The organism is Moorena sp. SIO1F2, assembly GCF_010672755.1.
Classification (GTDB): domain Bacteria; phylum Cyanobacteriota; class Cyanobacteriia; order Cyanobacteriales; family Coleofasciculaceae; genus Moorena.
Genome location: NZ_JAAHFV010000008.1, coordinates 13,768 through 40,073 on the forward strand (window position 1 = coordinate 13,768; position 26,306 = coordinate 40,073).

A 26,306-nucleotide genomic window follows, 5' to 3' on the forward strand; every position below is an offset into this window, starting at 1 on the left:
GATAGCTTACAAAAAAAAATATAAAATCTCTTGAAAAATAAAAATATAACAATTATTATAGTACACAAATCCCTTGAAGTTGTTAATCATGTTTACAGACTTTGTTCCGAATCCTGACAATAATCCAGAGTATCTAATTCCGGGGAATACTACTCAATTTGTTTTCGGGAATAAAGAACCGGTTGAGCACAGGTTAAAGGGCTCCCGTAAGGCAGTAATGAATACCATCTATTCCCTGTATACCCAGGGCTACGCACAACTTTATGAGTGGACTCCTCTTGAGCCGAGTGGCATTCCTGGAGAAGTGATTAGTACTTTGACGAGGTACCTAATTCTGGATTAAGATTTTAAGCTGCTGGGGGGTTTCCCCCCTAGCTAAAAGACCAGGTCTAATCAAGTAGGATAATGATCGGACTGGTCATGGAACAAAGTCATATAACATAAGTAGTGAAATCAACTTACTGTGGATTTCAGCCAGCCGTGGAAATAATTTCTACGGCTATTTTTTTTATGGTTAGCAGAAGGTTAGAAGGTTGTTCGCGTAGCGTGGCCTTTTGGCCAAGGTTAGAAGGTTGAAGGTTAGCAGAAGGTTAGCAGGTTGAAGGTTGAAAGTTGTTCGCGAAGCGTGGCCTTTTGGCCAAGGTTAGCAGGTTTAAGGTTAGCAAGTTAGCAAGTTATAGTGGTTTGGCACTTTCATTAATTACAAAGCGTTAGTAGTCAGGGGCGAAATTTTAAGAAGGTGGGTTACGGTGCGGATAAAAACTGATTGGTCATTGCTCAAAATCCTGGCCCCACCTAACCCACCCTACGAACTTAATAAACATCTCCCCATCTCCCCATCTCCCCACCCTCCCCACACTCCTATTACTTCACTCCAGACTGTACCCGCCACAGCATGGCATAAATTCCCTGTTGCTCTAACAACTCTTCATGTCGTCCTTGTTCTACTAATTTGCCTTGCTCGATTACATAAATACAATCGGCATTGCGGACTGTGGACAACCGATGAGCGATCGCAATGGTTGTGCGATTTTGGGTAATCTTTTCTAGGGAGCGCTGAATGGCGGCTTCGGTTTCATTATCAACAGCGGAGGTGGCTTCATCTAGAATCAAGATTGGGGGGTCTTTCAAGAGTGCTCGTGCGATCGCAATTCGTTGCTGTTGTCCTCCAGATAGTTTCTGACCCCGCTCTCCCACAATGGTGTCATAGCCTTGGGGCAGCTGCATGATAAACTCATGGGCTTCTGCGGTCTTAGCGGCAGCAACTATTTCCTCGGTGGTGGCATCAAAAGTGCCGTAGGTGATATTCTCTTCTACGGTGCCGTGGAATAAAAATACATCCTGGCTAACTAGACCAATAGCATGGCGTAAGTCTTTGAGCTTCAGCTGTCTGATGTCAATCCCATCAAGAGTTATCGAACCTGCTTGGATTTCGTATAGTCTTAATAACAGTTTCACTAAGGTACTTTTACCAGACCCTGTGGAACCTACTATCGCGATAGTCTTGGTGGCGGGAATGTGGAGGCAGAGATTTTCTACCACAGGGGGGCGATTACGGTAGGCAAATGTCACATTATTTAATACCAATTCCCCTTTAACCTCAGACCTAGGCAATGGTGTATCCCCAGAGTGCATGGCAATCGGGGTATCCAGCAGATTCATTACCCTAGTAGTGGATGCCATCGCCCGTTGATACTGATCAAGGGTGTTACCCAGTCGAGTTAATGGCCACAGCAAGCGCTGAGTCATGAAAACTAAGACACTGTAGGTGCCTACTGCTAGTTCCCCGGCGGCTGCGGACTTACCACCGTAGAGCAGAATTCCGGTAAACCCAAATAGGATTAACATCCGAATCAAGGGGACAAAGGCAGCAGAAAATGCGATCGCTTTCTGGTTACTGTGCTGATACCCTAGACTTTGTGCCTCTATCCGCTTGGCTTCATAGTCTTCCGCTGTAAAGCTTTTAATGGTAGTAATCCCAGTTAGATTATTTGCTAACTGTCCATTGAGTAACCCTACCTTTTCCCGCACCTCTGCATAACGGGGAGCAAGCAGACCTTGAAAGGTAATCGAACCCCAGAGGATAAAGGGGATAGGGATCAGAGTTATCCAAGCTACATTGGGAGCAACGATAAAGAAGCCCGCACTGATAGTAATAATGCTTGTGGCTATCTGGAGAATTTCGTTGGCACCAATATCGAGAAAGCGTTCTAGTTGGTTGATATCATCACTCAGGATAGACATCAATCCCCCTGTACTACTATCTTCAAAATACGCTAGTTCCAACAATTGCAGATGAGAGTAAGCATCTAGGCGCAATTCGTGTTGAATGGTTTGAGCCAGATTCCGCCATAATCGTTGGTAAGTATATTGAAAGACCGATTCCAATCCCCAGACAATCAAGCTCAGGAATGCCAGCAATACCAGTTGGCTAAAGATATCCGTTACTCCTAGATGGGCAATCAAGGAATCTTGTTGTTTGACCACCACATCCACTGCCATCCCAATCAAGACCGGAGGGGCTAGGTCAAAGATTTTGTTGAGGATTGAGCATGCGATCGCTTTCCCGATTAGGGAACGATGGGGCTGAGCGTAACCCATCAGCCGCTGCAGGGGAGAGTTGGAATGCTTACGCTTATTTGGTTTTGACTTTAACCTTGAATTTCGTTTTGACTTTGACCTTGAATTCAACACAGTAATTAACCCTGACTGATCAGGCGGAATGGATTATTCTAGCAATTATTATACCCATGAGGTACAAATCTCTGGGTTTTAGGGAGCAGGGAGCAGGGAGCAGGGAGCAGTTAATAGTTAAGAGGTAAGAGGTAAGATGGAAAAAATAATGTGTACCTCATAGCTATGAGAAACGCTATAAGTCCAGAGAGCAAATCAATGGTTGATTATTATACCGTATAGCACTGCGTGTAATATAGCGCTACGCGCAAGTCAGAAGTCAGAAGTTAGAAGTCAGAAGTAAGCTATGACTAAGTTTGCTGAGTTTAGGAATGTCAAACATCTTAATGCGTAGTGCTATATAGTGTTTGTATTGTAGTTTTGAACATATTCTCTACTCCCTACTCCCTGCTCCCTACTCCCTAAAAACCAGTACCAAAGTACCTCACCGATTGTATTATTTCTATATAATATCGCTCAACCAAATTCATCAATAAACTAACCATTGAATACTCCTAGCCACGCCATTATTAACCTTGCTGTTTTGAATCACCAGACTCAACTTCAGGCAGCTTTACCCATTACAATTGGTGCTATCTTACCCGATTTACCAATTTTTATCCTTTATATCTGGGCAAAATTGATTCGTCGTCAATCAGAGTACCAGATTTGGTCACAAACCTACGAATTGCCCTTTTGGCAAAACCTTGTTGCTACCTTTCATTCCCTTCCCCTAGCCCTGTGTGGAGTGATTATCAGCCATTACTGGGGATGGCAACTTTGGGAAATTCTATGTTGGAGTATGATACTGCACTCTTTACTAGATTTACCAGTTCACAACGATGATGCTCACCGGCACTTTTTTCCTGTTAGTAACTATCGTTTTATTAGTCCTTTCTCTTATTGGGATCCCAAGCATCATGGTTATACCGTATCCACAGTGGAAAAATTGTTGGTGTTAGTAGCAACAATTGTTACTTTCGGTATGATTGAATCTTGGATAGGTAAAAGCTTACTAATTGTTGTGAATGTGTTATACCTTACTAGTTTTCTTTACTTTCGAGTGATTCGACCCAAATTATCAATTGGGTATGAATGAAGGAATTTGATTGTTTAGGTTACTTGGTCGATTTGTGGGATAATCGTTATTGTTCCTTTGCCTAGAGTGACACAAGAGGGTTAACTTTACATTATACAATATAACTGCATAGCAGCTTACCAGATTTGGCTTGACTCCTATATATGTAAGGAGTCGAGCAGCCAAGCTCGAACAAACAACCACTGGCTGTTTGGAAGACCGGAAGCCACCGCAGATACCCGCAACAATAACTTTGGCAAGAGGTTTATTGTCTACCTAAACGTTGAATCAAGTGAAATTATCTAGTGTTGAAGTATCTTTGGATATCCTAACCAAAGAGCATAGAAAGAAGATAACCGGAGATTTGGGACGCTATAATGCAGTTGCCGATATCTTAGAAAAGACAACAGAGCAAAAGAAAGCTTTCCTAGAAAGATGTAGGGGTTTATTCTTTCAGAATCTGCATGACGAGCAACTTAGAAAAGATGTAAGACTAGGGAACATAACTCTTGATATTGCTTGGTTGGTAGTTATTTGCTTTTCTGATGAAAACAATAATAAAGAACCTGGTTTCCCCCTCTATGAATTCACAAAAGTATCTGTTGCGAATAATACAGACAATTTCAAATTATCTTCAATTGCAGGTATGTTTTCAACATATATGCATGATTACGATAGAAGTAATATAGAGCATGCCGGAAATGATCAACAAGATAAGTATAGTCTATCTTTAGATATGTGGAAGATTCTCTTTGAACCACATCAAATCAATGACGGTCTCCCTTTGTTTGATAATTTACCGGTTTTTGTTTTCCCGAGAAGCCTATCAACAAACTCAGAAACAACTGTTTATATGAATAAACTTGGTTTTCAGGAAAAAAATTATACTATAAATGGAGAAGAGATTCGCTGCTTTTATGAAGATGGCAATAATCCTCTAGAAAATCCTCTTCTTAAATCAGCTATTTTATCAACAGGTTTAGTTCTAGTTGAGATCACAAGGTCTGATTTATACAAAGGATCTAAATATATCGGAGAATTTAATCGTCAAAATTTTTCAAAAGAGGTAAAACTACAACAGGAAAGAACAGTGTTAAAATGGCTTCATTCAAACAAAATTTTAGAAGTTAATAGCATTAATTCACACCTTTTAGCAACTGATTACTTGCTTACTTCCACTAAAGTTTAACTCCAAGTATGGTATAGTGCAGAAGTGTTTAAGGTTTAAAATCTTCAACACTTCTGGGGTTTACCCTGCCTTTTGAGAACCCTTGCCTAACCTAGCGAGATAAATTCCAGCAATAACGCCAAGGAAGGAAACCATATTGAGTGGCGTCAATTTTTCAGCGAAGATAATCCAAGCGAATAAAGCTGTAATCAGTGGATCGAGTAAGAGGCATACACTGACAAAGCTAGAGGAAAAATGCTTAAAGCTGTATGTTAAAAGGCCATGTCCAAAAACCTGTACAACAATGCCTAAAGCAACCACAGAAAACCATGCTGATTGTGTCAAGGGGAAGAGGTTATCTTCCATGATTAAAGTAAATCCCAAAGCTAAGATCGCTCTTAAGAAGCAGCTCCATAGCAAGATTGTGCTGACTGAGTATTTATTGCACAAGGATTCACGAGCTAAAAATGCACCAGCATAAAACGGTAATTTATACATTCCTCTAGATTATATAGTTGACCAAATTAATCAGATTATTTCCTCAGAGCAACGTGCTTCCTACTCAGCTTCTGGCTCTGAAAAATCTGCTAAATTCTTCCCCATTCTGCCTAAGACTATACAAACATGGGAAGAAAAGCAAGATGAACTCATTAGGGAACTTTTTGCTGGATTAAAGAAACACCCAGAAGATAGCTTACTTCAGGTAAACTCTTTTATTTTAAGTTATAAAACTATTGAAAAGCTTGTCTTAGACGATGAATTTATTCTGGATTGTATAGAAATCGAAAAAAGACTGACTGAATTAGGACAAAAACCAGTTTCAAGAGGAATATGCCCTCTAGTGGCTTGTGCAGAATGGTGTCGGCGAAGATTTTCTAAACAGGATAACAAATTGAGGAGACTTGCTAAGACTATTAAAAATTGGCAACAGGAAGTTCTAAGATATCGAGAAGATGCAAACCTCTCTACAATCCAAGAATCTGTTAAAAAAGCTGATTTAAAATTTCAAGAACTGATTACGACAGAAAATCTGCGACTTCAAGTTGAGATTGAACCAGAGGTTGATAATGATAATGGTACAGGACAAGCCTCTGGTGCCTTACTTTTGAGTATGAATCTTTGGCTTGAAAGTCAGGATTTACCACTTGGTCGGTTTGCAGAAAAGATACGGTTAGAACCTTGCGACAGTGGAAAAAGTGTCTCTGAGCAAGAGAGTGAGAGTTTATACACTAATCTTGAAAAGATTTTGCCCAACTTAATTCGCAAGGCTCGTTATAGTTTACCGGAACGAGTTAATTTAACAATTGAGTATTTTATTCCCTTCGACTATTTCAAAACAAAATTGGATAAGATTAGGTTTAAGCGAGGGAGAAACCTAACACCCCTCGGTGAAGAGTACCCAATTTTTATCAACTCCTTTGAACGATATTTTGATCAAGATTTTCTTGAGATTCGTGATGAAATTGAACTAAAGAAGCAAGGGTTATGGAATGATGTAAATAATTCTGTGACTGAACCGAGTGTCCCTGGGGAATTTGAAGGGGATGATATCTATTATATGGGTACAGACCCATCAGATTCCGATCTAGAAAGAATTGAGGAAGCTTTACCCATTGCGGTCTGGAGTCGGGACGTGAACCAACCTCTGATTGAAGGAGAGCATCTAAACCTCTCAGAATGGCAAGATTGGCCTAACAAAATACGTGATTTACGAAAAAAGAAAAAGGGTTTGGAGGTAACCCTTCTCTGGGATGATTTATATCCGAAGCCTTCCCAACGCTGTAGACCCTTGAATACCAACGTGGTGGACTAAAATGCCAAAGAACCCAACATCTGACCAGCCGGATCGTCGCATCTACCGGGGCTTAACCCTCAGTGCGGACAGTTTACCAACCCCAGAAGACCAACAACAGCATCTGAGTCGTATGCCACCGCCCCCGCCTTGGCGCACCTTTGGTCTGTCAGTTGAGCAATGGCGTGAAAAAGCAGAATCACAAAATACCCAAGACATCGTAAGAAAGATTAATCCAAGGGCATTGGGGTTTGTTCCGACCAAGCAAGCGGTAGAATTGGTCAATGCCGCATTGTGTTTACGTCGCCCTTTACTGATTGAAGGAAATCCCGGTAGCGGCAAAACATCCTTAGCCTATGCAGTAGCGCTTGAACTGGGACTACCGGGGCCTTACCGCTGGTCAATTGTTTCTCGCACTACTTTGAAAGATGGTCTCTATGCCTACGATGCTATTGGGCGACTACAAGAAGTGTCTTTACTGAGGCAACAAGTTGGTAATACAGAGAGAATAAAAGAGCCTGATATTGGTAACTATTTAAGATTAAGACCAATGGGTATGGCATTTCGTCAATCTCAACCCGGTAGACCCGCAGTGCTGTTAATTGACGAAATTGATAAGAGTGATATTGATATGCCCAATGATCTCTTACATATATTTGAGGAAGGATTTTTTGAGATTCCAGAACTGAGTCGCTTAAACAGGGACTTCCAAAAGGTACTTCCTTACCGCAGTCACAGCAATGATAGTGATGAAAAAATTTCGGTTGACAAAGGATTAATTCAATGTCAAGAGTTTCCCTTAGTCTTGATGACCAGTAATGAAGCACGGGAGTTTCCACCAGCCTTTCTACGCCGATGTTTACGGTTATCTCTTAAGCAACCTGATACAGAAGAGGGTTTTTATAAAATTTTAGAAAACCGCTTTGATGCCACCCATTTAAAGCAACTGGATGAGCCAGCTCGGAAATTAATCAAGGAATTTTTAGCACGGATTAAGGCAAGAGACACAAAATTAGCAACGGATCAATTGTTGAATGCTATCTATTTATTACTACAAGGAGATGACCTGACTGAAGAAAAACGGAAAGATGTATTGAATACTATCTTAAAATCACTGTGAGGTCAGGGGGAAATGGTGAGTGAAAACAATCAATGGTGGCAAGATGATAGACAAGTGGCAGAACTGATCTGGTGCTTGGCTCACTTAGATCGTATTGTTGCTCCTCCATTGTCTCAAGACATCAAACCACCAGAGGATGTAGAGGATTATCATCCGGAATCATCCACTGACAATCCCTCAAACGATTATCCAAATATTCCTCCCTCAGTGAAGGAAAAAGAAGAACCACAGATACCCATTGCGGCTAATCTTAAACAGCCTGACCATGCCCAGACTTCCCCTGAAAAACCCGAATCATCCTCCAGTAATTACAGCTCTCCTATTCGTGTTCCTGACCCCTTTCCCTTACCGAAACCTAGGGAAATCAGTAAGGCACTGTTGCCCTTATCTAAACGTGTTCCTGGACTGCTAGCCAATGAACTGGATATTGAGGCAACGGTTGAACAAACAGCGGAAGCCAATGGATTGCCAATGCTGGCATTTCGTTCTCCCCTAGAGCGATGGTTTGAGGTACATTTATTGATTGATTGCTCCCCTTCCATGGCATTTTGGGGAGATTTAGCGGAAGGGGTGGCAACGCTTTTTCGCTGGCAAGGGTTTTTCCGGGATGTCCGGATTTGGCACTTCCAGACAACAGAACCTACCCCCCAATTGTTTTCAGGTGTTGACCGGATTGAACGGAGTGTTGGTAGCCTGATCGCACCAGGAGGACATCGACTCTTTATTGCCTTAACGGATACTTTGGGAAAAGCTTGGTATTCCGGTCAAGCCTTTGAAGTTTTAGCAAAATTAGGAGAACAGCATCCTGTTAGTATTGCCCATGTTTTTCCTCAAACCCTATGGCAGCGCACAGCTCTAGATCAGGCAATTCAACGACCATTGATTGCTCGTGAGGCAGAGTCTGCTAACTCCATGTTACAAGTAGGAGCTAGGCTTCTTACAACTGCTAGGTTATATCAATTTCCAATTTTCAATATATCCGTTAACCACTTTAGCACTTGGGCGAATTTTACGACGGGGAGTGGCAGCAATTCGATTCAAGGGGTTTTAATTAGACAGGATAAGCCCAAAACAGACACAACGAATCCTACTGAATCAGTGGCGGAAACTCCCGAACAGTTACTGAGAGAATTCTTGGCCAATGCTAGTCCCAAAGCCCGAAAACTTGCTGAAGTTCTGGCTGCTGTTCCCCTGATTCCTCCAGTGATGCGCTTGGCACAACAGTGGTTTTTACCCGATAGCGAACACTGGCATCTGGCAGAAGTTTTTTTTAGTGGTCTGATCCAAAAGTCTTCCTTGGGGCCAGACCAGGCAACTGTTGCCGAAACTTGGTATGAATTTCGTCCGGGAATTCGGGAGTTACTGCTAGGAAATAGTCCAGTTCAACGCACCACTGAGATTTGGCGGGAAATTGGAGATTTCATAGAGCACCGTTATGGTAGTCTGCGGGATTTTCCAGCACTGATTCCCAACCCAGCCGGGTCTGTTCCAGGTATTGCTGGGGATCGAAACCTCTATTTTGCTGAAGTCAAAGCAGCAGTTTTCACCACTTGGGGAGGAGAATACGCCAATTTTGCACAGGAAGTCAGGGCAGAAGTAGCAAAACGCAAACGGGAGAGAAATGAGATTGGTAAGGGGACAGTTGAGCTCACTGACAACTTAGAACCTTTTGAATTTGAAGCGGAAGTCCCCACCATTGTTTTTGAAGAGGAGCCAGACGAGGATGAAGAGAAATTACAACAGTGGACATTTCAAACCCCGACTGTTAACCGTCGCGGAGAAATTACCGAAACCACAACCTACACTGCTTCTTACTTCACCGAAACCCTAACCGATAATGTGGAACTGGAAATGGTGGCTATCCCTGGAGGAACCTTTACCATGGGTTCCCCTGAAAGCGAAAAAGATAGCTATGACGATGAAAGACCTCAACATGAGGTCACACTCCAACCCTTCTTTATGGGGAAATACCCTGTAACCCAAGCCCAATGGAAAGCGATCGCATCAATGACAGACTTGAAAGTAAAAATAGACTTAGATCCAGACCCCTCAGAGTTTAAAGGAGAGAACCGCCCGGTAGAAAACGTAAACTGGTATGAAGCAGTAGAGTTCTGTGACCGCCTTTCTAAGCTAACAGGAAGGGAGTATAGACTACCTTCCGAAGCCCAATGGGAATATGCCTGTCGAGGTGTTAGAGAACCCCTTAACCTTGATAGTGGAGAATCCTACCCCCCATTCTACTTTGGAGAGACGATTACCGGAAAGTTAGCAAATTACGACGCCTCAAAAACCTATGGGAATGAACCAGAAGGAAAAGAAAGCCAGGAAACCACCCCTGTGGGTCAATTTCCTCGGAATCCCTTTGGGTTATATGATATGCACGGGAATGTTTGGGAATGGTGTTTAGATGATTGGCATGATAACTACGAAGGTGCGCCCACAGATGGCAGTGCTTGGATTGATAAGAATGAACAGGAAAATTTCAATGGTGAAAATAAGTCAGATTCAGCCACAAATGACGAAAATAATCCAAAATCGCCTCTGCGGGGCGGCTCCTGGGACAACTATCCTGATGACTGCCGTTCTGCGTTTCGCATCGACGTCATTAGGCGCGAGGTATACAACGGCGATGATGGTGTTCGTTTAGTGTGCGTGTCCGGGAGAACTGGATGAAGTCAGAAGTTTGAAGTTTGAAGTCAGAAGTTTGAAGTTTGAAGAATTATGCCAAAATTGGCAATAAAACGCCCAAAACAAACCTTTCGAGGCTACAGAGAATACATAAACGGCATTCCTCTCGAAATGGTTTTAATCCCTGATGGAACCTTCACAATGGGCGCACCGGAAAGTGAAGAAGGGAGTCGTGACAATGAAAGACCCCAACATCATGTAACTATTTCCTCCTTTTTAATGGGACGTTACCCCATTACTCAAGATCAATGGAACGCGATCGCATCTCGATCTGACCTTAAGGTCAATCAAGATTTAGATCCAGACCCCTCTTATTTTAAAGAGCCCTATCAAGGAATAGATAGATGGCAAAGACCTGTTGAACAAGTCAATTGGTATGAAGCAGTAGAGTTCTGTCACCGCCTTTCTAAGCTAACAGGAAAGGAATATAGACTACCTTCTGAAGCGCAATGGGAATATGCCTGTCGAGGGGTTACAAAACCCCTTAACCTCGAAAACGGAGCATCCTATCCCCCATTTTACTTTGGAGAGACGATTACCGGACAGTTAGCCAATTACGATGCCTCAAGACCTTATCGGGATGAACCACCAGGAGAAAGAAGCAAGGGAACCACCCCTGTGGGTCAATTTCCTCCGAATCCTTTTGGGTTATATGATATGCACGGGAATGTGTGGGAATGGTGTTTAGATGATTGGCATGATAATTATGAGGATGCGCCCACAGATGGCAGTGCTTGGATTGATGGTAATGAAGCAGAAAATGTCAATGGTGAAAATGAGTCAAATTCAGACAAAAATGACGAAAATAAGCCAATATCACCCCTGCGGGGCGGCTCCTGGATTCTCAATCCTGTTAACTGCCGTTCTGCGATTCGCTTCGACGACAATAGGCGCGGGGTCCGCATCTTCGTTAATGGTTTTCGTATATTGACACTCCCCGGTCATTAGACGCGGGGATTCGTTAAGAGTCCACAAACGAACTCTTAAAGGCGTAGTCAAAGCGCCCCTACTGAGTCCCATCAGGTCAATGCCAATGGTTCCCGCTACTTTCCTGAGGATATTCATTGCTCCGTTGCAATCGGCGTTGATATACCAGTTCAAAGCAGTCCGGTATAATCCACGTCTGACCCTTTTTCCTGAGGGTTTCCACTCTGCGGGTTTTTCACCGAATACGGGAATCTCATCATTATCTAAGGCACTTGCTTTACTGGTATAGCTTTCCTCTGTCTCTAGAAATTTAATGCCATATTGATCGCATAACTGGAAAATACGTTGCTTCAGGCGTGCTGTGGGGATTTGGACAAATTGTTGATTATTGCGCTTGCCCATATTGGCATTATGTTTTTGTCCTTGATTCCAACCAAATACTAGAGTTCCAATTCCATTTTTGAGACAGTGGTTAACAACTAGTCGAGCTGCCTTATTTATCCCGTCTCGCATTTGCCTGTTGCGCTTTTCTGTAACAGCAGCAAGCTGTTTTGTCCAGTAGTTTTTATCCCGGCCTTTTTTTAAAGTAGCAACACGTTTGTTGTACCATTGATTCAAGCTCTTGATGTGCTTTCCATCAACAATAAAGCTGTTGCCAACTGTATCCACACATGTCAGCCAATTATCAATTCCATGATCAATGCCTAGGGCCTTACTGAAGTCTAGATCAACAACTTCCGGTTCTATTTTGTATACAAATTCAGCATAGAAGACCCCATTTCTGGGCAGGATGCGAACTTCTCTTATCTGTCTCCAATCCAAATTGGATGGCATATCAATAAAAAACTCAGATAACCCAAACCATGCTTTAACCTGTTTGCCAAGGGGTAATCGAACTTTATTACCAACTAACTTTAGCCATCTTTTTGGGTACGACACTGTGAACAACCCACTCTTTCTGTAAGCTGGAGGTTTTGGTCGATATCCAAGTTGTCCCTTCCAAAACAATTTATTAAGCTTCTGGAACGACTTAAATGATTCGGCTACTCCATTACAAACTTGCTGAGATGCACTTACATACATGGCTGTGAAGTGCGGGTTATGCTTCATTTGAGCACAAAGCTCAGATTTCCCTACAATACGCTTAGCTTTAAACCAAATTTGTCTGGCGTAATAGACCGAGCAATTGTAGATTTTATTAGACTCTGAACCAATGTACTCAAAGATAGATAATAGGTCTTTGTTTGGGGATAATAATACCTGTTGGCATCTCCAGTATGATTGTTTTTTGCTCATAATATCATTATATAGCAATTCTACGACTTGTGAGGTACAAATATTTGGCTTTTAGGGAGCAGGGAGCAGGCAAGAGTGAAACAATCCTGTGTACCTCATGAGTCCTAGAAACGCTATAAAAACTTCTGACTTCAAGCTTCTGACTTCTGACTTCAAATCCCGATTTACTCCTGTTCATCATCATCCGGTAATTTTTCCATCTCCTGAGCAATTAGCGTCTGAAATTCTTCTCCACAATGAACATTCAAATGAATTGCAGCAGCCAGCAATTCTGCCAGAATCTCAGCTTGTTGTCTAGCACTCAGGTGAGGTGACTGAAGCTGATAGATTAAAGCGGTAACGGTTTGGCATTCTGAGCCTAACTCTGTAATTAATGTTTTCAGAGTATTGCTAGTAATAGGAAGGGAGCGATCGCGAAACATATAACTTATATCATTTTCGGTTGAACAGTTATAAATATTAGGTAATAGGGAACAGGGAATAGGGAACAGGGGATGGATATTACCTACTAGAAGAAAGCTATAGCAATTCTCTGTCTTGATGCAGTCGCTCATGGGGGAAACCCCCAAGACCGCGCTGCATCGCTATGCCATGAGGTACAAAGGGATCCCCCTAAATCCCCCTTATCAAGGGGGACTTTGAGCTTGAAAAGCGTACCTCATAAATCCTATAAACGCTATATATTTTTTTTATAACTGATTATCTGAACTTGATATTAGATATTGCACCAGTACAAAAAAAATTAATAACTGACAGAGTCAAATATTATCACTATTCCCGATTCCCGATTCCCGATTCCCGATTCCCGATTCCCGATTCCCGATTCCCGATTCCCGATTCCCGATTCCCGATTCCCGATTCCCGATTCCCGATTCCCGATTCCCGTTACATAAAAACAAAAAAGCGCCCCCCAAACGGAGAGCGCTTTTTTCAAACTCAGCCAATTAAGCCAAATTTAGATTAGCCGTTGATAACTGGAGCAGTTAAAGCAACAGGAGTAACTTCACCAGCAGCTAGATCTAGAGGGAAGTTATGAGCGTTACGCTCGTGCATTACCTCGAAACCTAGGTTAGCGCGGTTTAGTACATCAGCCCAAGTGTTGATTACATGACCTTGAGAGTCAATAACACTCTGGTTGAAGTTGAAGCCATTGAGGTTGAACGCCATGGTGCTGATGCCCAAAGCGGTAAACCAGATGCCTACTACAGGCCAAGCACCTAAGAAGAAGTGCAAGGAACGGCTGTTGTTGAAGGACGCATATTGGAAGATCAAACGACCGAAGTAGCCGTGAGCTGCAACGATGTTGTAAGTTTCTTCCTCTTGTCCGAACTTGTAACCATAGTTCTGAGACTCGGTTTCGGTGGTCTCACGCACTAAGGAGGAGGTCACCAAAGAACCGTGCATAGCACTAAACAGTGAACCGCCGAATACGCCAGCTACACCCAGCATGTGGAAGGGGTGCATAAGAATGTTGTGCTCAGCTTGGAACACGAACATGAAGTTGAAGGTACCGCTGATTCCCAAAGGCATACCATCGGAGAAGGAACCTTGTCCAATGGGGTAGATTAGGAACACGGAAGTAGCAGCAGCCAAGGGAGCGCTGTAAGCAACGCAGATCCAAGGACGCATGCCTAGACGGTAGCTCAGCTCCCACTGACGACCCATGTAGGTGAAGATACCAACAAGGAAGTGGAAGATGATTAGCTGGTAAGGACCACCATTGTAGAGCCACTCATCTAAGGAAGCTGCTTCCCAGATTGGGTAGAAGTGTAAGCCAATGGCATTAGAAGAAGGAACAACAGCACCAGAGATGATGTTGTTGCCATAGATCAAGGAGCCAGCAACAGGCTCACGGATGCCATCGATGTCCACAGGGGGAGCAGCGATGAAGGCGATGATGAAGCAGATGGTAGCGGTTAGCAATGTGGGGATCATCAGTACACCGAACCAGCCTACATAAAGGCGGTTGTTGGTGGAAGTGATCCAATCGCAGAACCGATCCCACACGTTAGCGTTACGCTGGTTTAATGTGGTAGTCATGTTCGGATGATTGCGTTTATTTGATTATCTAGGTTCAGCAGGCTTGTTTCGCCTGTCTGTATTTATCCTAATACAATGCTGAAGATAAATACATTTTCGGGGTTTAATCGTAACTTTATTTAAAACTACTTAACTCTACTTAAGAAAAACTATGCGATCGCTTTCGTTAATGATTACTGAAAGCTGGCACCATTTTGCTTAATCCGAGGGATGAATCAAAGGTATTAATCCTATACTGGGCAAGACTTAGGCCATTATATGGCCAGCTTGGTTAATCCGTTTGATCCAGTGCTATATTAGCTTAACATTGCTTAACAAAAATAGCAGTGATTGCTTTAGTCAATGATTGCTCAGAGCTGGAAAAATTTTGATTAATCCTAGGGATTAATCCTAGGGTGGGCACTGCCTACCAACGCTATGACAAGCTTCTGAATCTATCTGATTAACTGCTATAACAACTTAACATTACTTAATACAAAAGGTGCGATCGCTTTCGTGACCATATATTAGGTTTGTTAGACCTGTGGGCAGGAAACGGGCAAGATGCCCGTTCCACAACGGGCAAGATGCCCGTTCCACAACGGGCAAGATGCCCGTTCCACGCCTGATGCCGATTCCACAGGATTAATCTTGGGGTGGGCAGTGCCGACCAAGGCTCTTTGCAAGCTTGATTATCTGTCTGATCCACTGCCCACCCTACTACTGTCGGCAGAGAACAGGCAAGCAAGAAGAATCCTAGGGTGGGCAGTGCTTACCAAAGTGCTTTGCAAGCTTGATTATCTGTCTGATCCACTGCCCACCCTACTACTGTCGGCAGAGAAAAGACGTAGTAGTATGAGTACAGGCTGAAAAACCGCAGGCTGAGCCGGGAGAGAGACCCGTAACTTATCGACCTGAAAGTAGTAATGCTCCCAGGGCAGGGAAAATCCTCCTTAAAAACCCAATCATTGGCCGTAGGCCACGCTACGCGAACGACTACCAATCGGTGTGTGAACCCAGGAAAATCACAACTTGAGAGGCGCCCGGGCCCCACACTTCCGATCTTTTTTACAAATATGAGATGCACCCCGGTCCCTTCACCCGGCTGCCCTTGATTGCAAACAAATGCAACGAATTTGAGAAATCTGTAGCTTGCTCATTGTAGCTACAGGAGTTCGCCTATAACAATGACTGTATCAGTAAGCCAGAACGAGTTACTCAATTCAGCCATCTCTGTATAGAGTTCTTGGGTAATTCGCATGCGTTATGGGTATTGAAGGAGATTCAACATGTATAGCTTACAGTCCCAGATTAACCAGCAAGTTAAAAGTTTCGCTCAGCTCAGTCATTCAGAAAATAAGTCTAAAATTTCTAGTTTACAATCGAAAAACTCTCAATTCCTTCTACAAGCTATTCTTGAAGGGTTTGTTGACGGTGTATTGATTCTGACGTCTCAAGGAAAGTGGGTTCATGCTAATGAACGTGGGAGTCGCATTTGTCGTCAACTCTGTCAAGATAAGTCACAGATGAGTTCTATACCTGAGTCAATTTGGGGAGTGTGCAAAGCATTAATTGATAGTCGCGATTGGTTTTCTGGGCAAAAAATGATTCTTGAGTCAGAAATAAAAACGGATAATTCGGTAACCTTTCGAGTGAGAGTCAGATGGTTAGTCTTGGATAATCAAGCACAACCTTATCTGTTAGTAACTCTAGAAAATCGCCATAATTCTCGCTATAATGCTGCTCTTACTGATGCTAAAAAATATGGATTGACTAACCGGGAAGCTGAAGTTTGGTTGCTTAGGAAAGCTAAATTGTCTTACAAAGAAATTGCGGCTCGGCTTTATATTACTACCAATACTGTTAAGAAGCATATGAAAAATATTTATGCTAAACAACAGTCATTAGTTAGTATGGAATAGGGAATAGGGAGTAGGGAGTAGGGAGTAGGGAGTAGGGAATAGGGAACAGGGAATAGGGAACAGGGAATCATTGATAAGTGTCAATTGACCATTAACAATTATCAAAGGACTCTTTTGACTGCTGCTTTTTCCTATGAACGTTTCTGATTGCCAATCTGATTCCCAAATCATTACCTACAGCCCTGCCTACACTTTGGTTCCCACTTATGAATGCTTTAATCGCTGTAGCTACTGCAATTTTCGTGCTGAACCGGGTAGCAGTCCTTGGTTGAGTCTGGAGGATGCTGAAAATCAGTTAAGGTTGCTTCAGTCTCAGGGTGTTTGTGAAATTCTGATTCTTAGTGGTGAGGTTCATCCTAGGTCTTCACGGCGCAAGGCTTGGTTTCAACGAATTTATGATTTGTGTGACCTGGCTTTGTCTCTGGGATTTTTGCCCCATACTAATGTTGGACCGTTGAGTTGGGAGGAGATGGCGCGACTCAAGCAGGTGAATGTGTCTATGGGGTTGATGTTGGAACAATTGACACCGGAGTTGCTCAAAACCGTTCACTGCTATGCTCCGAGTAAGATACCAGAAGTTCGACTACAACAGTTGCAATGGGCGGGAGAATTGGGGATTCCCTTTACGACGGGTTTGTTGTTTGGCATTGGTGAAACTGAGCAGGATTGGTGGGAAAGTTTAAATGCGATCGCACAAATTCATGGTGAGTATGGTCATATCCAAGAGGTCATCTTGCAACCTTACAGTGAGGGCACTACAGAAATATTTCATAGTCAGTCTTTCGGGATTAATCAGCTGCCAAAGGTGATTCGGAAGGCGCGTCAGATTTTGCCCTTGGATATTACTATCCAAATTCCTCCCAATTTAGTTGATACTGTTGGGGAATTGCCTCAACGGTCTTCTGCTCTATTAGCTTGTTTGGAGGCTGGCGCACGGGATTTAGGAGGAATTAGTCCCAAGGATGAGGTGAATCCCGATTATCCTCATCCCCATAGTTATCGATTGCGAGACGTGATCGAACCAGCTGGGTGGACGTTAGTACCCCGTTTGCCTGTTTATCCTAAGTATGACAGTTGGTTACCTGCGAGATTGCAACGGGTGGTTGAGAGATGGCGGATTAAGGAGATAGCTAATCCCCATCAGCGACGGCATTAGAAAAGTACCAAAGATGGGCATTCCAATTAGTATCGAAATCGTTGGGTAATCGCTCCTGAAGACTAGAAGATTGTAGGTGAAGTAGCTCTGGTTTTTTGAGGGGAATTGGGATTACAGTCCAATTTTTCCTGTTCTTGAACTGGCTATGGAGTTTCTCAGTATATGGTAGCACTGCCGCACTATACTTGTTACTACTTACCACCTCTGTGACTGCATCAAGCTGCCCTAGGACAGAAATCACAATACGATCCAATCGTGGCGAACCTTTTACATAGTTGGGAAAGGCATTCAGTACAATTTCTTTGCCTGAGTCAAATGTCTCAACCTGGAAAGGTCCACTGCCAATGGGCTTCAGCTGAAAGCTTTTTTGATTGTAAGCGTGGCGCGGTACTATACCGATAGTCATCACAGAGGCAATGTAGCGTGGTAGTTGAGACTCAACAATGTCAATGGGGCGGGGGCGTGATTGGTCAACGATTTCGATAGACTCAATCTGATCAGACTCAATCTGATCAATGTTCTGCCTAGACTGAATCTGATCCCGGTCAATGGGCGTAATGGTATCATCCTTATCAATATCAACTTGATCAGAATTATCGTCTTTGCGTTCCTCTTCTTTGAGAAAAGGCCACAGTACTTCAAAGCTGATTATCCGATCATTAACGACATTGATACCTCTGATTATGTTTATTACCCGCGTATTTGGGCTTGAGTTAAGTTTTTTAATATATACCTGATAGGTAAACTCCACATCAGCTGTAGTAAGCTGTTTTCCGTCATGGAAACTCACATTTTCAGACAGCTGGAAAGAAATTAGTCGAGTATTCTTGTCCTTATTTTCACTCCACCACCAACGAGTGGCAATATCCGGCACGAAAGCCCCTCTTTTTGGATCAAGACGACCCAAACCACGGAAGACTAGGCTCAACACATCCCCTGGACCGTAGTTTATATCCGCTGAAGGGTAGTTGATGTTCACTAATGGGTCAAGGGTATTGATCTCACGAAAATCAGCAATGGTTAGTTGGTTTAGACCTTTAACCTCAATCTGTCTGGTAAAGGTGCTGTTAGCTCGGTTGAGGTCTAAATGCTTGTGGTTGGGATCAGCAGTGAAGCGGATGGTGTGGGAGCCAGCTTCGAGTGTGAGCTGGCGACGGATACTGCTGTCTTGCGATCGCTGATTGGGCTGCAAGGGACCATGGGATTGGATTGGCTGCGGCTTGTTATCCACTGTCCACTGTACCTCGAAGGCATCAGAAGAACTATTCCCTTGATTGATTAGATCAGCTTCAATGGTAATCAGCTCTCCTGCTGATGGTTGATCTGGTATGATAGTAATATTGCGCACTCCTAAATCAACGCTGATTGCTTCCCAAGACAGCAGATTAGTGGTTTGACCATCGATAACCACAAACAAGACACCAGAGCCAGTTACTTCGGGCATGGTAACTATTAAACGGGACTTGCTCCACTCCAGAATCTGTGCTGGTTGACCTTGGAACAAAACTGCCGCATTAGGGTCGCGATCGCCAAAATTATCTCCCTCAATCACAACCTGACTTCCCGGTAGTCCTTTTGCTGGCTTGACCTCACTCAAGAACGGTAGCTGTCGCCATATCCGAATCCGTGAATCAGCAATTCCAGTTTTGCGGCTGAGTTCAGCTACCATTGCTGCTGTTTGGGTGTAGCCTTCAAGGTCATTAACTGAGTAAATCCCAATTCCATTTAATTGTTTGATTTCAGCTTCGGTAATACCAGGTAGAGTAGCCAGGGGCCTGGTGCTGATGGGTTGATCAAGTTGCTTACGCACTCCTTGTAACTGGCTTTCTAGGACTTGGGCAAAATCCAGTTTGATAACAGTAGCGCTATTTTCTCCAGGGTCTGTAGTCCGAAATAATATTTTCCCGTCAGAGGTACGGCGCAGCTTAACTTCTATATCCAGTTTAAGCTGTTTAATCGCCATCGACTTGCCACGGGCATAAGATTTCAAAGAAAGGGTATCTTCAGCACGGTCAATTTCAGCAGCGATCGCATCAACCATCTCCGCTAGCTGCCATTCCGTGTTTTCGTCTTTATTGCTGTTTGTATTGTTTTTTGTATTACCGTTGCTGGCTGTTAATGATTCCTCATTAGTCATAGTAGTTTACAAGCAAATTAAACTTCGGAATAGTAGTCTTATCAGCGCGTTTGTATTTGATATTTAAACCTGTATGGTCTTTTTTTATTAGACAATAAAACTCTAGATCTGTTTCCCCTCCTGGGAGGGGTTAGGGGTGGGTTCCTATTGCCTATTGCCTTGCCCGTAGCGCTATAGTGATTTTTCAGGAGCGATAGTCATGCGGATCCGACCTAGTTTACCGACAGGGGGAGTTTCTAGGGTTGAAGGTAAACTAATCATTACTCGTGATGTGGTTTCCTCTTGATTTAAAAATTGCCCATCGGTTTGTAGGTATAAATGGGCTGGAATATCAAAATAAACATCTGTAACCTCTAAATTCGTTCCTGCTGTAGTGTCAGAACTTTTTTGGTCGAGGGTGTCAGATACTTCTTCAAGGATTAGGGCAATTAAGTTGCCTAGTGTGATGTCAGCCATAGGTAATGATGCACAGGGGATGATTGAGGTTATTTAATAAGGGAGCAGGGAATCGGGAATCGGGAATCGGGAATCGGGAATTAGGAATCGGGAATCGGGAATCGGGAATCGGGAATCGGGAATTGGAACAAAATCTTGTGTACCTTATTACTATTAGAACAGTAATGTGAGCACTGCTAGATATAATTTACGGATAATTACCCTTAATAAAAATCCTAAGCACTCAGCCGTCAGCTGTCAGCCGTCAGCCTTTGGCTGATAGGACTTAAAGTGGCGTTGCTTAATAATGGAATGATTTTAAGAGTGAGGTGGAATGGGCATCTTGCCGTGGAATGGGCATCAGGCGTGGAACTGGCATCTTGCCAGTTTCATGCTTATTTTCGGGCGGGCAGGATGCCCACTCTACGAATATTAATTCTTGTGGAGCGGGCATCCTGCCCACTCTACGAATATTCATTCTTGTGGGGCGGGCAGGATGCCCACTCTAGGAATATTCATTCGAAGATTCAGCAACGCCCTTAAAGTAGCGTGCCCGTAGCGTATTAGCTGATAGCTGATCGCTGATCGCTGATTGCTGAATGCTTACAGATGATCAAGTTATCCGTTCGATTCTACTATTGGGAAGGTCTCGGTGCGGAAGCGAATTTTAACCTGACCAATGATTTCAGTACTCATGGTGACGTTATCAAATGAACTTTCATTAGTTGCTTTGACTTTAAGTTTGTTGAAGTTCGCTCTTGCAGAAGCGCGACCCCATCCCCACCTAGCACTGGCTCGGAGATAAGCGCCAGCTTGTAAACGGTCGTACTCGCTTTTTCGTCTAGTTTCTGTTTCGGTGGCAGTAACGTTAAAGGTAAGTTTAGAAAGGATTTCACCATCGGTGATCACAATCCGTGCCATGCCCTGCCTTGCCATCTCCCGGAGATGATCAATCAAGCTTTGTGCCAGTGACTCAGAGAGTTTCCGACGAATTAGTTGGACTTGAACATCTGTGAAAGCATTCTTCTGCTCTGGTGTGATAGTGAGTTTAAGGGGTTTTTCCAGGTTGGCCGTTTCTGCTTCTAATGCTCTTGCTACCTCCTGTAACTTAGTAACACCAGCCTTGCCAGGATTCCCTGTTTTTGGGTCTCTAGGTGTGTTTGGAAATTTATAGCTCGGGCGTACAACAGTGCCGCCATTTCCATCCGGGTAGTTTTCATTAAGGTGTGCGTTAATCTCCGCATCAGAGACATTCTCAGCCTCGAACTGCTTGAGGGTTTTAGCTAGGTTAGCAACCAGCTCAGCATAGGCTTCGATCTGTCTGATTGTCGCAGCGATAATAGCATCGAAAGTGCCGTTAATTAAGCCAGCAGTAAACTCCACAAAGCCTAGGTCTTGTACTTGCTTGGCGGCATTAATACCGGTATTAACAGCATCACCGATAGCCATGCCTCCAACCATGGATATCTGAGACTGCTGCTGATTCAGTTTTTCTTCAACTAACTCCTGGAGTGTGTTACCGAGGATATCAGCAATACCATGGCGCACTAGTTGCCGCTCTTGCTGGTCGCTAATCCGTGCTAGCGCTGAATCAACAATCTCGGTGACGATGCGGTTAACACCTTCTTGCACTAGTGCTTCACTAGACGGATTTTTATCCGTGGACTGAATTTCTGGGTTTGGCATATCACCTAACTGTGGCGGAATTGGATTTTCTGAAGTCATGGCATGATGTCCTTAAAATTAAATGGGATAAATCGGGTTAACTTATCTAGCCCTATATTATTTATTACTGAATTCTGGATCGTGCCTGATACTTTTAACCCCGACAAATCACGACATCTTGGACGTTTATGACGTCGTCTGAGTCAGATAAGCTGAGTACTACATCCCCAACACTGTCAAGGAAGGTGGTATCCCACATCGCCTTCAGGAAAATCCCGACGGCTCCATTAAAATCTCTAGGTATTTCGTATCCGCAATGTGGACACTTGAAATTCTTAGAACTACCAAGTTTTCTATGAATTTGCCCACATTTTGTGCAAGTTTTAGAAGTGTATTCTTCTGTTATTCTCACTAACTTGGAACCATAACGGTTACACAAGTGTTCTAAGACTTGAGAAAACTGATAAAATGCCCAAGTCATCATTGCTCTAGCTGTCTTGTTTTTTAGCTTTCGTTTCTTTTTGACAACCATCTGTGATGTCTCAAACAAGGGCATCTACACATAGGGTTGCAAATAGGTTGTTGTAAACTAAGAAGCTGATTTAACTGTTGGCTGTAAACTGTTGACGACTACTGACAACAGTTTACCAGAGGCTAAGAGGAAAAATGATGCTAATTGGATTATAGCACCTCTAATCAGGGTTGCATCTACTTTTTTTCTGGTTTATTATTACTTAGTTTAGAGTTTATTCTGGAGAACCTTTATAAATTCTTGCTTGCTGCTGAGGTGTTATCCATGCTCCTCTTGAAAACTGGGATTGAGGGGGTACAAACTGCTTTTGCAGTGGACTATATTCCAGAACCTCTCCCGTTTCTATCTTATAGACCCAGCCATGAAGCCGAATGTCCTCACTTCTGAGTCGAGATTGAATAACTGGGTAAGTACGTAAATTTTGTAGCTGGTTAAGGACGTTTTCCTCCACCGCCCCATTCAGGAGTTCGTCACCTTCATAGTCTTGATAGTGTTCTTTGATAATCCGGCGAGTAGCTTCGGCATGCTTGAGCCATTGGTAAACGGCTGGCATGTCCTCTTCTAGCTTGTCGATTTTCAGTAAACCTTTCATCGCTCCACAGCGATAGTGACCGCATACGACAATTTCATTAATGCCTAAGGCATAAATAGCATACTCTACTGCTGCTGGTTCACCGCCATTACTTGCTCCATAAGGCGGTATGATATTCCCGGCATTGCGGATGATGAACATTTCACCAGGCTCAGTTTGAGTAATCAGACTCGGGTCAATTCGAGAATCTGAACAGGTGATGAATAGTATCCTGGGATGCTGCCCGTGAGACAGTAACTCAAATAGGTCTCGGTGGGTCTGGAAGTAATTGGTCTGGAATTGATGCAGACCTTGAATCAACTGCTTCATTTAAGGCTTACAGCTAGATGTTCTATGAATTGGGATCTTCAATAATTTTATAGGCAATAGCCGTCTTAATTGACTTTCAGGTTTGTATTTCGGTCAGCGGTCAGCGGTCAGCTATCAGCGGTAAGCTATCAGTTAGCAGCTATCAGTTAGCAGCTATCAGTTAGCAGCTATCAGTTAGCAGCTATCAGCGGTCAGCTATCAGTTATCAGCTATCAGCTATCAGCTATCAGCTATCAGCTATCAGTTATCAGCTTATGGGTTAGCTCCCAGCGTCGTTCGCACAGCGTGGCCATTCGCGTAGCGTGGCCAAAGGCCAAGGCCAAAGCCTGTGCCACGCTACACGAACAGGCTTTGGCCAACGGCTGACCGCTGACCGCTGACCGCTGACCGCTGACTGCTGACCGCTGAATGCTGATATTATTGATTGAATTGGAACGGAGAGGGAGGGATTCGAACCCTCGTTAAAGTTGCCCCTAAACAGCATTTCCAGTGCTGCGCCTTCAACCACTCGGCCACCTCTCCAGGTAAAGTATTCAGTTGGAGCTTTGAATCTTTTTCAATTCATCGCCCGATTTCTTATTATACAGAAAATTATATACGAAGTCAATGACTCAATCGTACACCATTCAGATTCATAATCGCCAAACTGGTGCTAAGCACAAGGTAAACGTGCCAACTGACCGCTATATCTTGCATTCCGCAGAAAAGCAGGGTGTAGAGCTACCCTTTGCCTGCCGCAATGGAGCTTGTACCACTTGCGCAGTGCGAGTATTGGCAGGAAAAGTCTACCAACCGGAAGCCATGGGACTATCTCCACAATTGCGGGACCAAGGCTATGCTCTATTATGTGTGAGTTATCCCCGGTCAGACCTAGAGGTAGAGACTCAGGATGAAGATGAAGTCTATGAACTTCAGTTTGGTCGATATTTTGCTAAAGGGAAGGTTCGGTTTGGGCTGCCACTGGATGAGGATTAGGACAATAGCCGAGCAGAGCTGCAGTAGAGCGGGGAGCCTGCTTAGTTGCTTTCTGCTCTTGCTTGGGGGATGCCAATTAACAAATGTCCCCAACCAGATTGAAGCTCAAGTGCAACGGGTGATCAGTGGACACACGGTGGATGTGTTGATATCCAATCAAGATCCACCATTAATGGCACGAATCCGGATGATTGGTATAGAGGCACCAAGCTGGAAACAAAAGCCTTGGGGAGATCAGGCGAAAACCTGTTTACAGAAGATGCTCAGTGAAACTAGTGAAACTGGTGATCAAAAATCGGTTATGTTAGAGCTTGATGTTGAGGAAAAAGACCGCTATAGCCGCTGGTTAGCCTATGTATGGCTAGATGGTGTGTTGGTCAATGAGCAGTTGGTAGCTAAGGGCTGTGCCTTAGCTTCACCCCTAGTCCCCAATAACAAATATGATGCTAAAATAGCCCGTGCTCAAGAATACGCCAGAATTATGGGCTATGGGATTTGGAACCCAGATCAGCCTTTGCGCTTGACACCAGCAGAATTTCGCCGTCAAAATCCTTAGTGGTTATTAGTTATTAGTCATCAGCTATCAGCCATCAGTTATCAGCTATCAGTTATCAGCTATCAGCTATCAGCTATCAGCTATCAGCTATCAGCTATCAGTTATCAGCTATCAGCTTTCGGCCTGTGGCCAAGCTACTTGAGGTGCTTATTGGTACAGTCACAGTGTCGTTCGCACAGCGTGGCCATTCGCGTAGCGTGGCCAAAGGCCAAGGCCAAAGCCTGTGCCACCCTAGTTGAAGTACTTTTGAATAAAATAAGCTGACCGCTGACCACTGACTGCTGAGAGCTGACTGCTGAGAGCTGACCGCTGACTGCTTACAATTCATAAACTACAGGTTATCTGCTCAATGACAGAACATACCTCCGAACAACTACAAACTTTCCTTGATATTGCCGCTAAAGCTGCCACTGCTGCTGGTGATGTTTTGAAAACTTACTGGGGCAATCTCAAAACTGTAGAAGAGAAAGGACGTCCTGGAGATTTAGTCACTGCAGCTGATAAAGAAGCAGAAGCAGTAATCTTAGATATACTCAAAAACGATGTACCAGACCATGCGATTCTGGCAGAAGAATCCGGTCAACTCGGAGACAATCAAAGTAAATACCTATGGGCGATTGACCCCCTCGATGGTACTACTAATTATGCCCATCAATACCCCATTGCTGCTACCTCTGTAGGATTGTTGATTGACGGCAAGCCTCAGGTGGGAGCAGTATATAATCCCTTTCGGGATGAGTTATTGTGTGCAGCTGTGGGCTTGGGCGCAACCTGCAATGGTCAGCCAATAAAGGTTTCTCAAGTCTCGGACCTGGGTAAGAGCTTGTTAGTGACTGGATTTGCCTATGACCGGCGGCAGACTTCCGATAACAACTATGCCGAGTTCTGTTACCTGACTCATCTGACTCAAGGCGTTCGTCGTAGTGGTTCTGCATCCATCGATTTGTGTGATGTTGCTACTGGACGATTGGATGGCTATTGGGAACGAGGGCTTTCTCCTTGGGATATAGCCGCTGGCATCGTTATCCTACAGGAAGCTGGTGGTAAAGTTACCGCATATGATGGCAGTCCTATTGATATTAATTCTGGGCGGATTCTGGCAACTAATGCCAAGATTCACGACAGTCTCAGCGCTGCCTTGTTAGAGACACCACCTTTATCCTCTTGGCCTTTATCTTTTTCGAAAGAATAATAATTAATAATTGTCATTAATTATAATTGTAGATGTAAAGTCGATTAACTAGCGTCCATGAGTGACGCATTTTT

At 43.7% G+C, this 26,306-nt stretch carries 28 protein-coding genes, 1 tRNA gene and 1 pseudogene; 17 read left to right on the forward strand and 13 right to left on the reverse strand.

Annotated elements, in window-relative coordinates:
* The first annotated feature begins 88 nt into the window (after positions 1–88).
* The gene (locus F6J94_RS02105) at positions 89–343 is read left to right on the forward strand and encodes a hypothetical protein (protein ID WP_293019667.1); all 255 of its coding nucleotides are present in this window, start codon (positions 89–91) and stop codon (positions 341–343) included.
* A gap of 521 nt (positions 344–864) precedes the next feature.
* On the opposite strand, the gene F6J94_RS02110 is transcribed toward F6J94_RS02105, so the two are convergent.
* A complete protein-coding gene (locus tag F6J94_RS02110; RefSeq protein WP_293036431.1) occupies positions 865–2,601 on the reverse strand; it encodes an ABC transporter ATP-binding protein in 1,737 nt (578 codons plus the stop codon).
* 440 nt (positions 2,602–3,041) lie between these two features.
* On the opposite strand from F6J94_RS02110, the gene F6J94_RS02115 reads away from it, so the two are divergent.
* From F6J94_RS02115 to F6J94_RS02125, 3 genes are all read left to right on the forward strand, one after another.
* Positions 3,042–3,170: a hypothetical protein gene (locus tag F6J94_RS02115; RefSeq protein WP_293019670.1), complete on the forward strand. Its 129-nt coding sequence runs from the start codon at positions 3,042–3,044 to the stop codon at positions 3,168–3,170.
* Positions 3,171–3,178: 8 nt separating this feature from the next.
* On the forward strand, positions 3,179–3,772 hold the full coding sequence (locus F6J94_RS02120; RefSeq protein ID WP_293036433.1) for a hypothetical protein: 594 nt from the start codon (positions 3,179–3,181) through the stop codon (positions 3,770–3,772).
* Between the two features lie 271 nt (positions 3,773–4,043).
* Entirely contained in the window at positions 4,044–4,940 is an 897-nt protein-coding gene (locus F6J94_RS02125; protein WP_293036436.1) for a hypothetical protein, read from the forward strand.
* 60 nt (positions 4,941–5,000) lie between these two features.
* Here F6J94_RS02125 and F6J94_RS02130 read toward each other — a convergent pair whose 3' ends face one another.
* A complete protein-coding gene (locus F6J94_RS02130) occupies positions 5,001–5,417 on the reverse strand; it encodes a DMT family transporter (protein ID WP_293036439.1) in 417 nt (138 codons plus the stop codon).
* Between the two features lie 118 nt (positions 5,418–5,535).
* On the opposite strand from F6J94_RS02130, the gene F6J94_RS02135 reads away from it, so the two are divergent.
* The 4 genes and pseudogenes from F6J94_RS02135 to F6J94_RS02150 form a co-directional block, all read left to right on the forward strand.
* Complete coding sequence (locus tag F6J94_RS02135; protein ID WP_293036497.1) at positions 5,536–6,732, forward strand: hypothetical protein; 1,197 nt, start codon at positions 5,536–5,538, stop codon at positions 6,730–6,732.
* Position 6,733: 1 nt separating this feature from the next.
* Positions 6,734–7,831, forward strand: coding sequence for a MoxR family ATPase (locus F6J94_RS02140; protein ID WP_293036442.1), 1,098 nt, complete (start codon positions 6,734–6,736; stop codon positions 7,829–7,831).
* 12 nt (positions 7,832–7,843) lie between these two features.
* Positions 7,844–10,504, forward strand: a complete 2,661-nt coding sequence (locus tag F6J94_RS02145) for a formylglycine-generating enzyme family protein (RefSeq protein WP_293036444.1) — start codon at positions 7,844–7,846, stop codon at positions 10,502–10,504.
* Positions 10,505–10,660: 156 nt separating this feature from the next.
* Positions 10,661–11,386: pseudogene (locus F6J94_RS02150) on the forward strand (formylglycine-generating enzyme family protein); the annotation flags it as partial.
* On the opposite strand, the gene F6J94_RS02155 reads toward F6J94_RS02150, so the two are convergent.
* Both F6J94_RS02155 and F6J94_RS02160 read right to left on the reverse strand, forming a co-directional pair.
* Positions 11,336–12,742 carry a transposase gene (locus F6J94_RS02155; protein WP_293036446.1) on the reverse strand — a complete coding sequence of 469 codons (1,407 nt, stop codon included), beginning with the start codon at positions 12,740–12,742 and terminating at the stop codon, positions 11,336–11,338. The pseudogene F6J94_RS02150 and the gene F6J94_RS02155 sit on opposite strands and share 51 nt — an antisense overlap.
* A gap of 164 nt (positions 12,743–12,906) precedes the next feature.
* On the reverse strand, positions 12,907–13,296 hold the full coding sequence (locus F6J94_RS02160; protein ID WP_293036448.1) for a hypothetical protein: 390 nt from the start codon (positions 13,294–13,296) through the stop codon (positions 12,907–12,909).
* A 155-nt stretch (positions 13,297–13,451) separates the two neighbouring features.
* On the opposite strand from F6J94_RS02160, the gene F6J94_RS02165 reads away from it, so the two are divergent.
* Positions 13,452–13,706, forward strand: a complete 255-nt coding sequence (locus F6J94_RS02165) for a hypothetical protein (protein WP_293036450.1) — start codon at positions 13,452–13,454, stop codon at positions 13,704–13,706.
* Here F6J94_RS02165 and psbA read toward each other — a convergent pair.
* The gene (gene psbA / locus F6J94_RS02170; RefSeq protein WP_070395652.1) at positions 13,703–14,782 is read right to left on the reverse strand and encodes a photosystem II q(b) protein; all 1,080 of its coding nucleotides are present in this window, start codon (positions 14,780–14,782) and stop codon (positions 13,703–13,705) included. The genes F6J94_RS02165 and psbA overlap by 4 nt on opposite strands.
* A 543-nt stretch (positions 14,783–15,325) precedes the next feature.
* On the opposite strand from psbA, the gene F6J94_RS02175 reads away from it, so the two are divergent.
* The 3 genes from F6J94_RS02175 to cofG all read left to right on the forward strand — a co-directional run bounded on the left by F6J94_RS02175 (position 15,326) and on the right by cofG (position 17,839).
* Positions 15,326–15,631 (forward strand): hypothetical protein, encoded by a 306-nt coding sequence (locus F6J94_RS02175; RefSeq protein WP_293036454.1) that lies wholly within the window; start codon positions 15,326–15,328, stop codon positions 15,629–15,631.
* 419 nt (positions 15,632–16,050) lie between these two features.
* Positions 16,051–16,683 carry a helix-turn-helix transcriptional regulator gene (locus F6J94_RS02180; protein ID WP_293036456.1) on the forward strand — a complete coding sequence of 211 codons (633 nt, stop codon included), beginning with the start codon at positions 16,051–16,053 and terminating at the stop codon, positions 16,681–16,683.
* Positions 16,684–16,816: 133 nt separating this feature from the next.
* Positions 16,817–17,839: a 7,8-didemethyl-8-hydroxy-5-deazariboflavin synthase subunit CofG gene (cofG, locus tag F6J94_RS02185; protein ID WP_293036458.1), complete on the forward strand. Its 1,023-nt coding sequence runs from the start codon at positions 16,817–16,819 to the stop codon at positions 17,837–17,839.
* Here the strand turns inward: cofG and F6J94_RS02190 are convergent.
* Positions 17,814–19,976: an ABC transporter substrate-binding protein gene (locus F6J94_RS02190; protein WP_293036460.1), complete on the reverse strand. Its 2,163-nt coding sequence runs from the start codon at positions 19,974–19,976 to the stop codon at positions 17,814–17,816. The genes cofG and F6J94_RS02190 overlap by 26 nt on opposite strands.
* A 171-nt stretch (positions 19,977–20,147) precedes the next feature.
* Positions 20,148–20,432, reverse strand: coding sequence for a hypothetical protein (locus F6J94_RS02195; protein WP_293036462.1), 285 nt, complete (start codon positions 20,430–20,432; stop codon positions 20,148–20,150).
* Positions 20,433–20,455: 23 nt separating this feature from the next.
* On the opposite strand from F6J94_RS02195, the gene F6J94_RS02200 reads away from it, so the two are divergent.
* Both F6J94_RS02200 and F6J94_RS02205 read left to right on the forward strand, forming a co-directional pair.
* The gene (locus F6J94_RS02200) at positions 20,456–20,602 is read left to right on the forward strand and encodes a hypothetical protein (protein WP_293036464.1); all 147 of its coding nucleotides are present in this window, start codon (positions 20,456–20,458) and stop codon (positions 20,600–20,602) included.
* Positions 20,603–20,723: 121 nt separating this feature from the next.
* A complete protein-coding gene (locus tag F6J94_RS02205) occupies positions 20,724–20,954 on the forward strand; it encodes a hypothetical protein (RefSeq protein ID WP_293036466.1) in 231 nt (76 codons plus the stop codon).
* 75 nt (positions 20,955–21,029) lie between these two features.
* On the opposite strand, the gene F6J94_RS02210 is transcribed toward F6J94_RS02205, so the two are convergent.
* The 5 genes from F6J94_RS02210 to F6J94_RS02230 all read right to left on the reverse strand — a co-directional run bounded on the left by F6J94_RS02210 (position 21,030) and on the right by F6J94_RS02230 (position 24,031).
* A complete protein-coding gene (locus F6J94_RS02210; protein WP_293036468.1) occupies positions 21,030–22,136 on the reverse strand; it encodes a hypothetical protein in 1,107 nt (368 codons plus the stop codon).
* Positions 22,137–22,230: 94 nt separating this feature from the next.
* Positions 22,231–22,608 carry a transposase gene (locus F6J94_RS02215; protein ID WP_293036470.1) on the reverse strand — a complete coding sequence of 126 codons (378 nt, stop codon included), beginning with the start codon at positions 22,606–22,608 and terminating at the stop codon, positions 22,231–22,233.
* 214 nt (positions 22,609–22,822) lie between these two features.
* The gene (locus tag F6J94_RS02220) at positions 22,823–23,509 is read right to left on the reverse strand and encodes a carbonic anhydrase (RefSeq protein ID WP_293036472.1); all 687 of its coding nucleotides are present in this window, start codon (positions 23,507–23,509) and stop codon (positions 22,823–22,825) included.
* 233 nt (positions 23,510–23,742) lie between these two features.
* Entirely contained in the window at positions 23,743–23,868 is a 126-nt protein-coding gene (locus F6J94_RS02225) for a hypothetical protein (protein ID WP_293036474.1), read from the reverse strand.
* A 76-nt stretch (positions 23,869–23,944) separates the two neighbouring features.
* A tRNA-Ser gene (locus F6J94_RS02230) sits at positions 23,945–24,031 on the reverse strand.
* Between the two features lie 84 nt (positions 24,032–24,115).
* Between F6J94_RS02230 and F6J94_RS02235 the strand changes: the two genes are divergently transcribed.
* Both F6J94_RS02235 and F6J94_RS02240 read left to right on the forward strand, forming a co-directional pair.
* On the forward strand, positions 24,116–24,484 hold the full coding sequence (locus tag F6J94_RS02235) for a 2Fe-2S iron-sulfur cluster-binding protein (protein ID WP_075905329.1): 369 nt from the start codon (positions 24,116–24,118) through the stop codon (positions 24,482–24,484).
* Positions 24,485–24,593: 109 nt separating this feature from the next.
* Positions 24,594–25,040 (forward strand): thermonuclease family protein, encoded by a 447-nt coding sequence (locus tag F6J94_RS02240; RefSeq protein WP_293036477.1) that lies wholly within the window; start codon positions 24,594–24,596, stop codon positions 25,038–25,040.
* Positions 25,041–25,137: 97 nt separating this feature from the next.
* Here F6J94_RS02240 and F6J94_RS02245 read toward each other — a convergent pair whose 3' ends face one another.
* Positions 25,138–25,368, reverse strand: coding sequence for a hypothetical protein (locus tag F6J94_RS02245; protein ID WP_293036479.1), 231 nt, complete (start codon positions 25,366–25,368; stop codon positions 25,138–25,140).
* 21 nt (positions 25,369–25,389) lie between these two features.
* Here F6J94_RS02245 and F6J94_RS02250 point away from each other — a divergent pair, with 21 nt between their 5' ends.
* Positions 25,390–26,232 (forward strand): inositol monophosphatase family protein, encoded by an 843-nt coding sequence (locus F6J94_RS02250; RefSeq protein WP_293036481.1) that lies wholly within the window; start codon positions 25,390–25,392, stop codon positions 26,230–26,232.
* Positions 26,233–26,306: the final 74 nt, after the last annotated feature.

Bases quoted from the DNA above. Each gene is read 5' to 3' on its own strand.
- F6J94_RS02105 (WP_293019667.1), top strand. From the start codon at position 89: ATGTTTACAGACTTTGTTCCGAATCCTGACAATAATCCAGAGTATCTA.
- F6J94_RS02110 (WP_293036431.1), bottom strand. From the start codon at position 2,601: ATGGGTTACGCTCAGCCCCATCGTTCCCTAATCGGGAAAGCGATCGCA.
- F6J94_RS02130 (WP_293036439.1), bottom strand. From the start codon at position 5,417: ATGTATAAATTACCGTTTTATGCTGGTGCATTTTTAGCTCGTGAATCC.
- F6J94_RS02140 (WP_293036442.1), top strand. From the start codon at position 6,734: ATGCCAAAGAACCCAACATCTGACCAGCCGGATCGTCGCATCTACCGG.
- F6J94_RS02145 (WP_293036444.1), top strand. From the start codon at position 7,844: ATGGTGAGTGAAAACAATCAATGGTGGCAAGATGATAGACAAGTGGCA.
- F6J94_RS02155 (WP_293036446.1), bottom strand. From the start codon at position 12,742: ATGAGCAAAAAACAATCATACTGGAGATGCCAACAGGTATTATTATCC.
- F6J94_RS02160 (WP_293036448.1), bottom strand. From the start codon at position 13,296: ATGAGCGACTGCATCAAGACAGAGAATTGCTATAGCTTTCTTCTAGTA.
- psbA (WP_070395652.1), bottom strand. From the start codon at position 14,782: ATGACTACCACATTAAACCAGCGTAACGCTAACGTGTGGGATCGGTTC.
- F6J94_RS02175 (WP_293036454.1), top strand. From the start codon at position 15,326: ATGCCCGTTCCACAACGGGCAAGATGCCCGTTCCACAACGGGCAAGAT.
- F6J94_RS02180 (WP_293036456.1), top strand. From the start codon at position 16,051: ATGTATAGCTTACAGTCCCAGATTAACCAGCAAGTTAAAAGTTTCGCT.
- cofG (WP_293036458.1), top strand. From the start codon at position 16,817: ATGAACGTTTCTGATTGCCAATCTGATTCCCAAATCATTACCTACAGC.
- F6J94_RS02190 (WP_293036460.1), bottom strand. From the start codon at position 19,976: ATGACTAATGAGGAATCATTAACAGCCAGCAACGGTAATACAAAAAAC.
- F6J94_RS02195 (WP_293036462.1), bottom strand. From the start codon at position 20,432: ATGGCTGACATCACACTAGGCAACTTAATTGCCCTAATCCTTGAAGAA.
- F6J94_RS02205 (WP_293036466.1), top strand. From the start codon at position 20,724: ATGATTTTAAGAGTGAGGTGGAATGGGCATCTTGCCGTGGAATGGGCA.
- F6J94_RS02210 (WP_293036468.1), bottom strand. From the start codon at position 22,136: ATGACTTCAGAAAATCCAATTCCGCCACAGTTAGGTGATATGCCAAAC.
- F6J94_RS02215 (WP_293036470.1), bottom strand. From the start codon at position 22,608: ATGGTTGTCAAAAAGAAACGAAAGCTAAAAAACAAGACAGCTAGAGCA.
- F6J94_RS02220 (WP_293036472.1), bottom strand. From the start codon at position 23,509: ATGAAGCAGTTGATTCAAGGTCTGCATCAATTCCAGACCAATTACTTC.
- F6J94_RS02235 (WP_075905329.1), top strand. From the start codon at position 24,116: ATGACTCAATCGTACACCATTCAGATTCATAATCGCCAAACTGGTGCT.
- F6J94_RS02245 (WP_293036479.1), bottom strand. From the start codon at position 25,368: ATGAATTGTAAGCAGTCAGCGGTCAGCTCTCAGCAGTCAGCTCTCAGC.
- F6J94_RS02250 (WP_293036481.1), top strand. From the start codon at position 25,390: ATGACAGAACATACCTCCGAACAACTACAAACTTTCCTTGATATTGCC.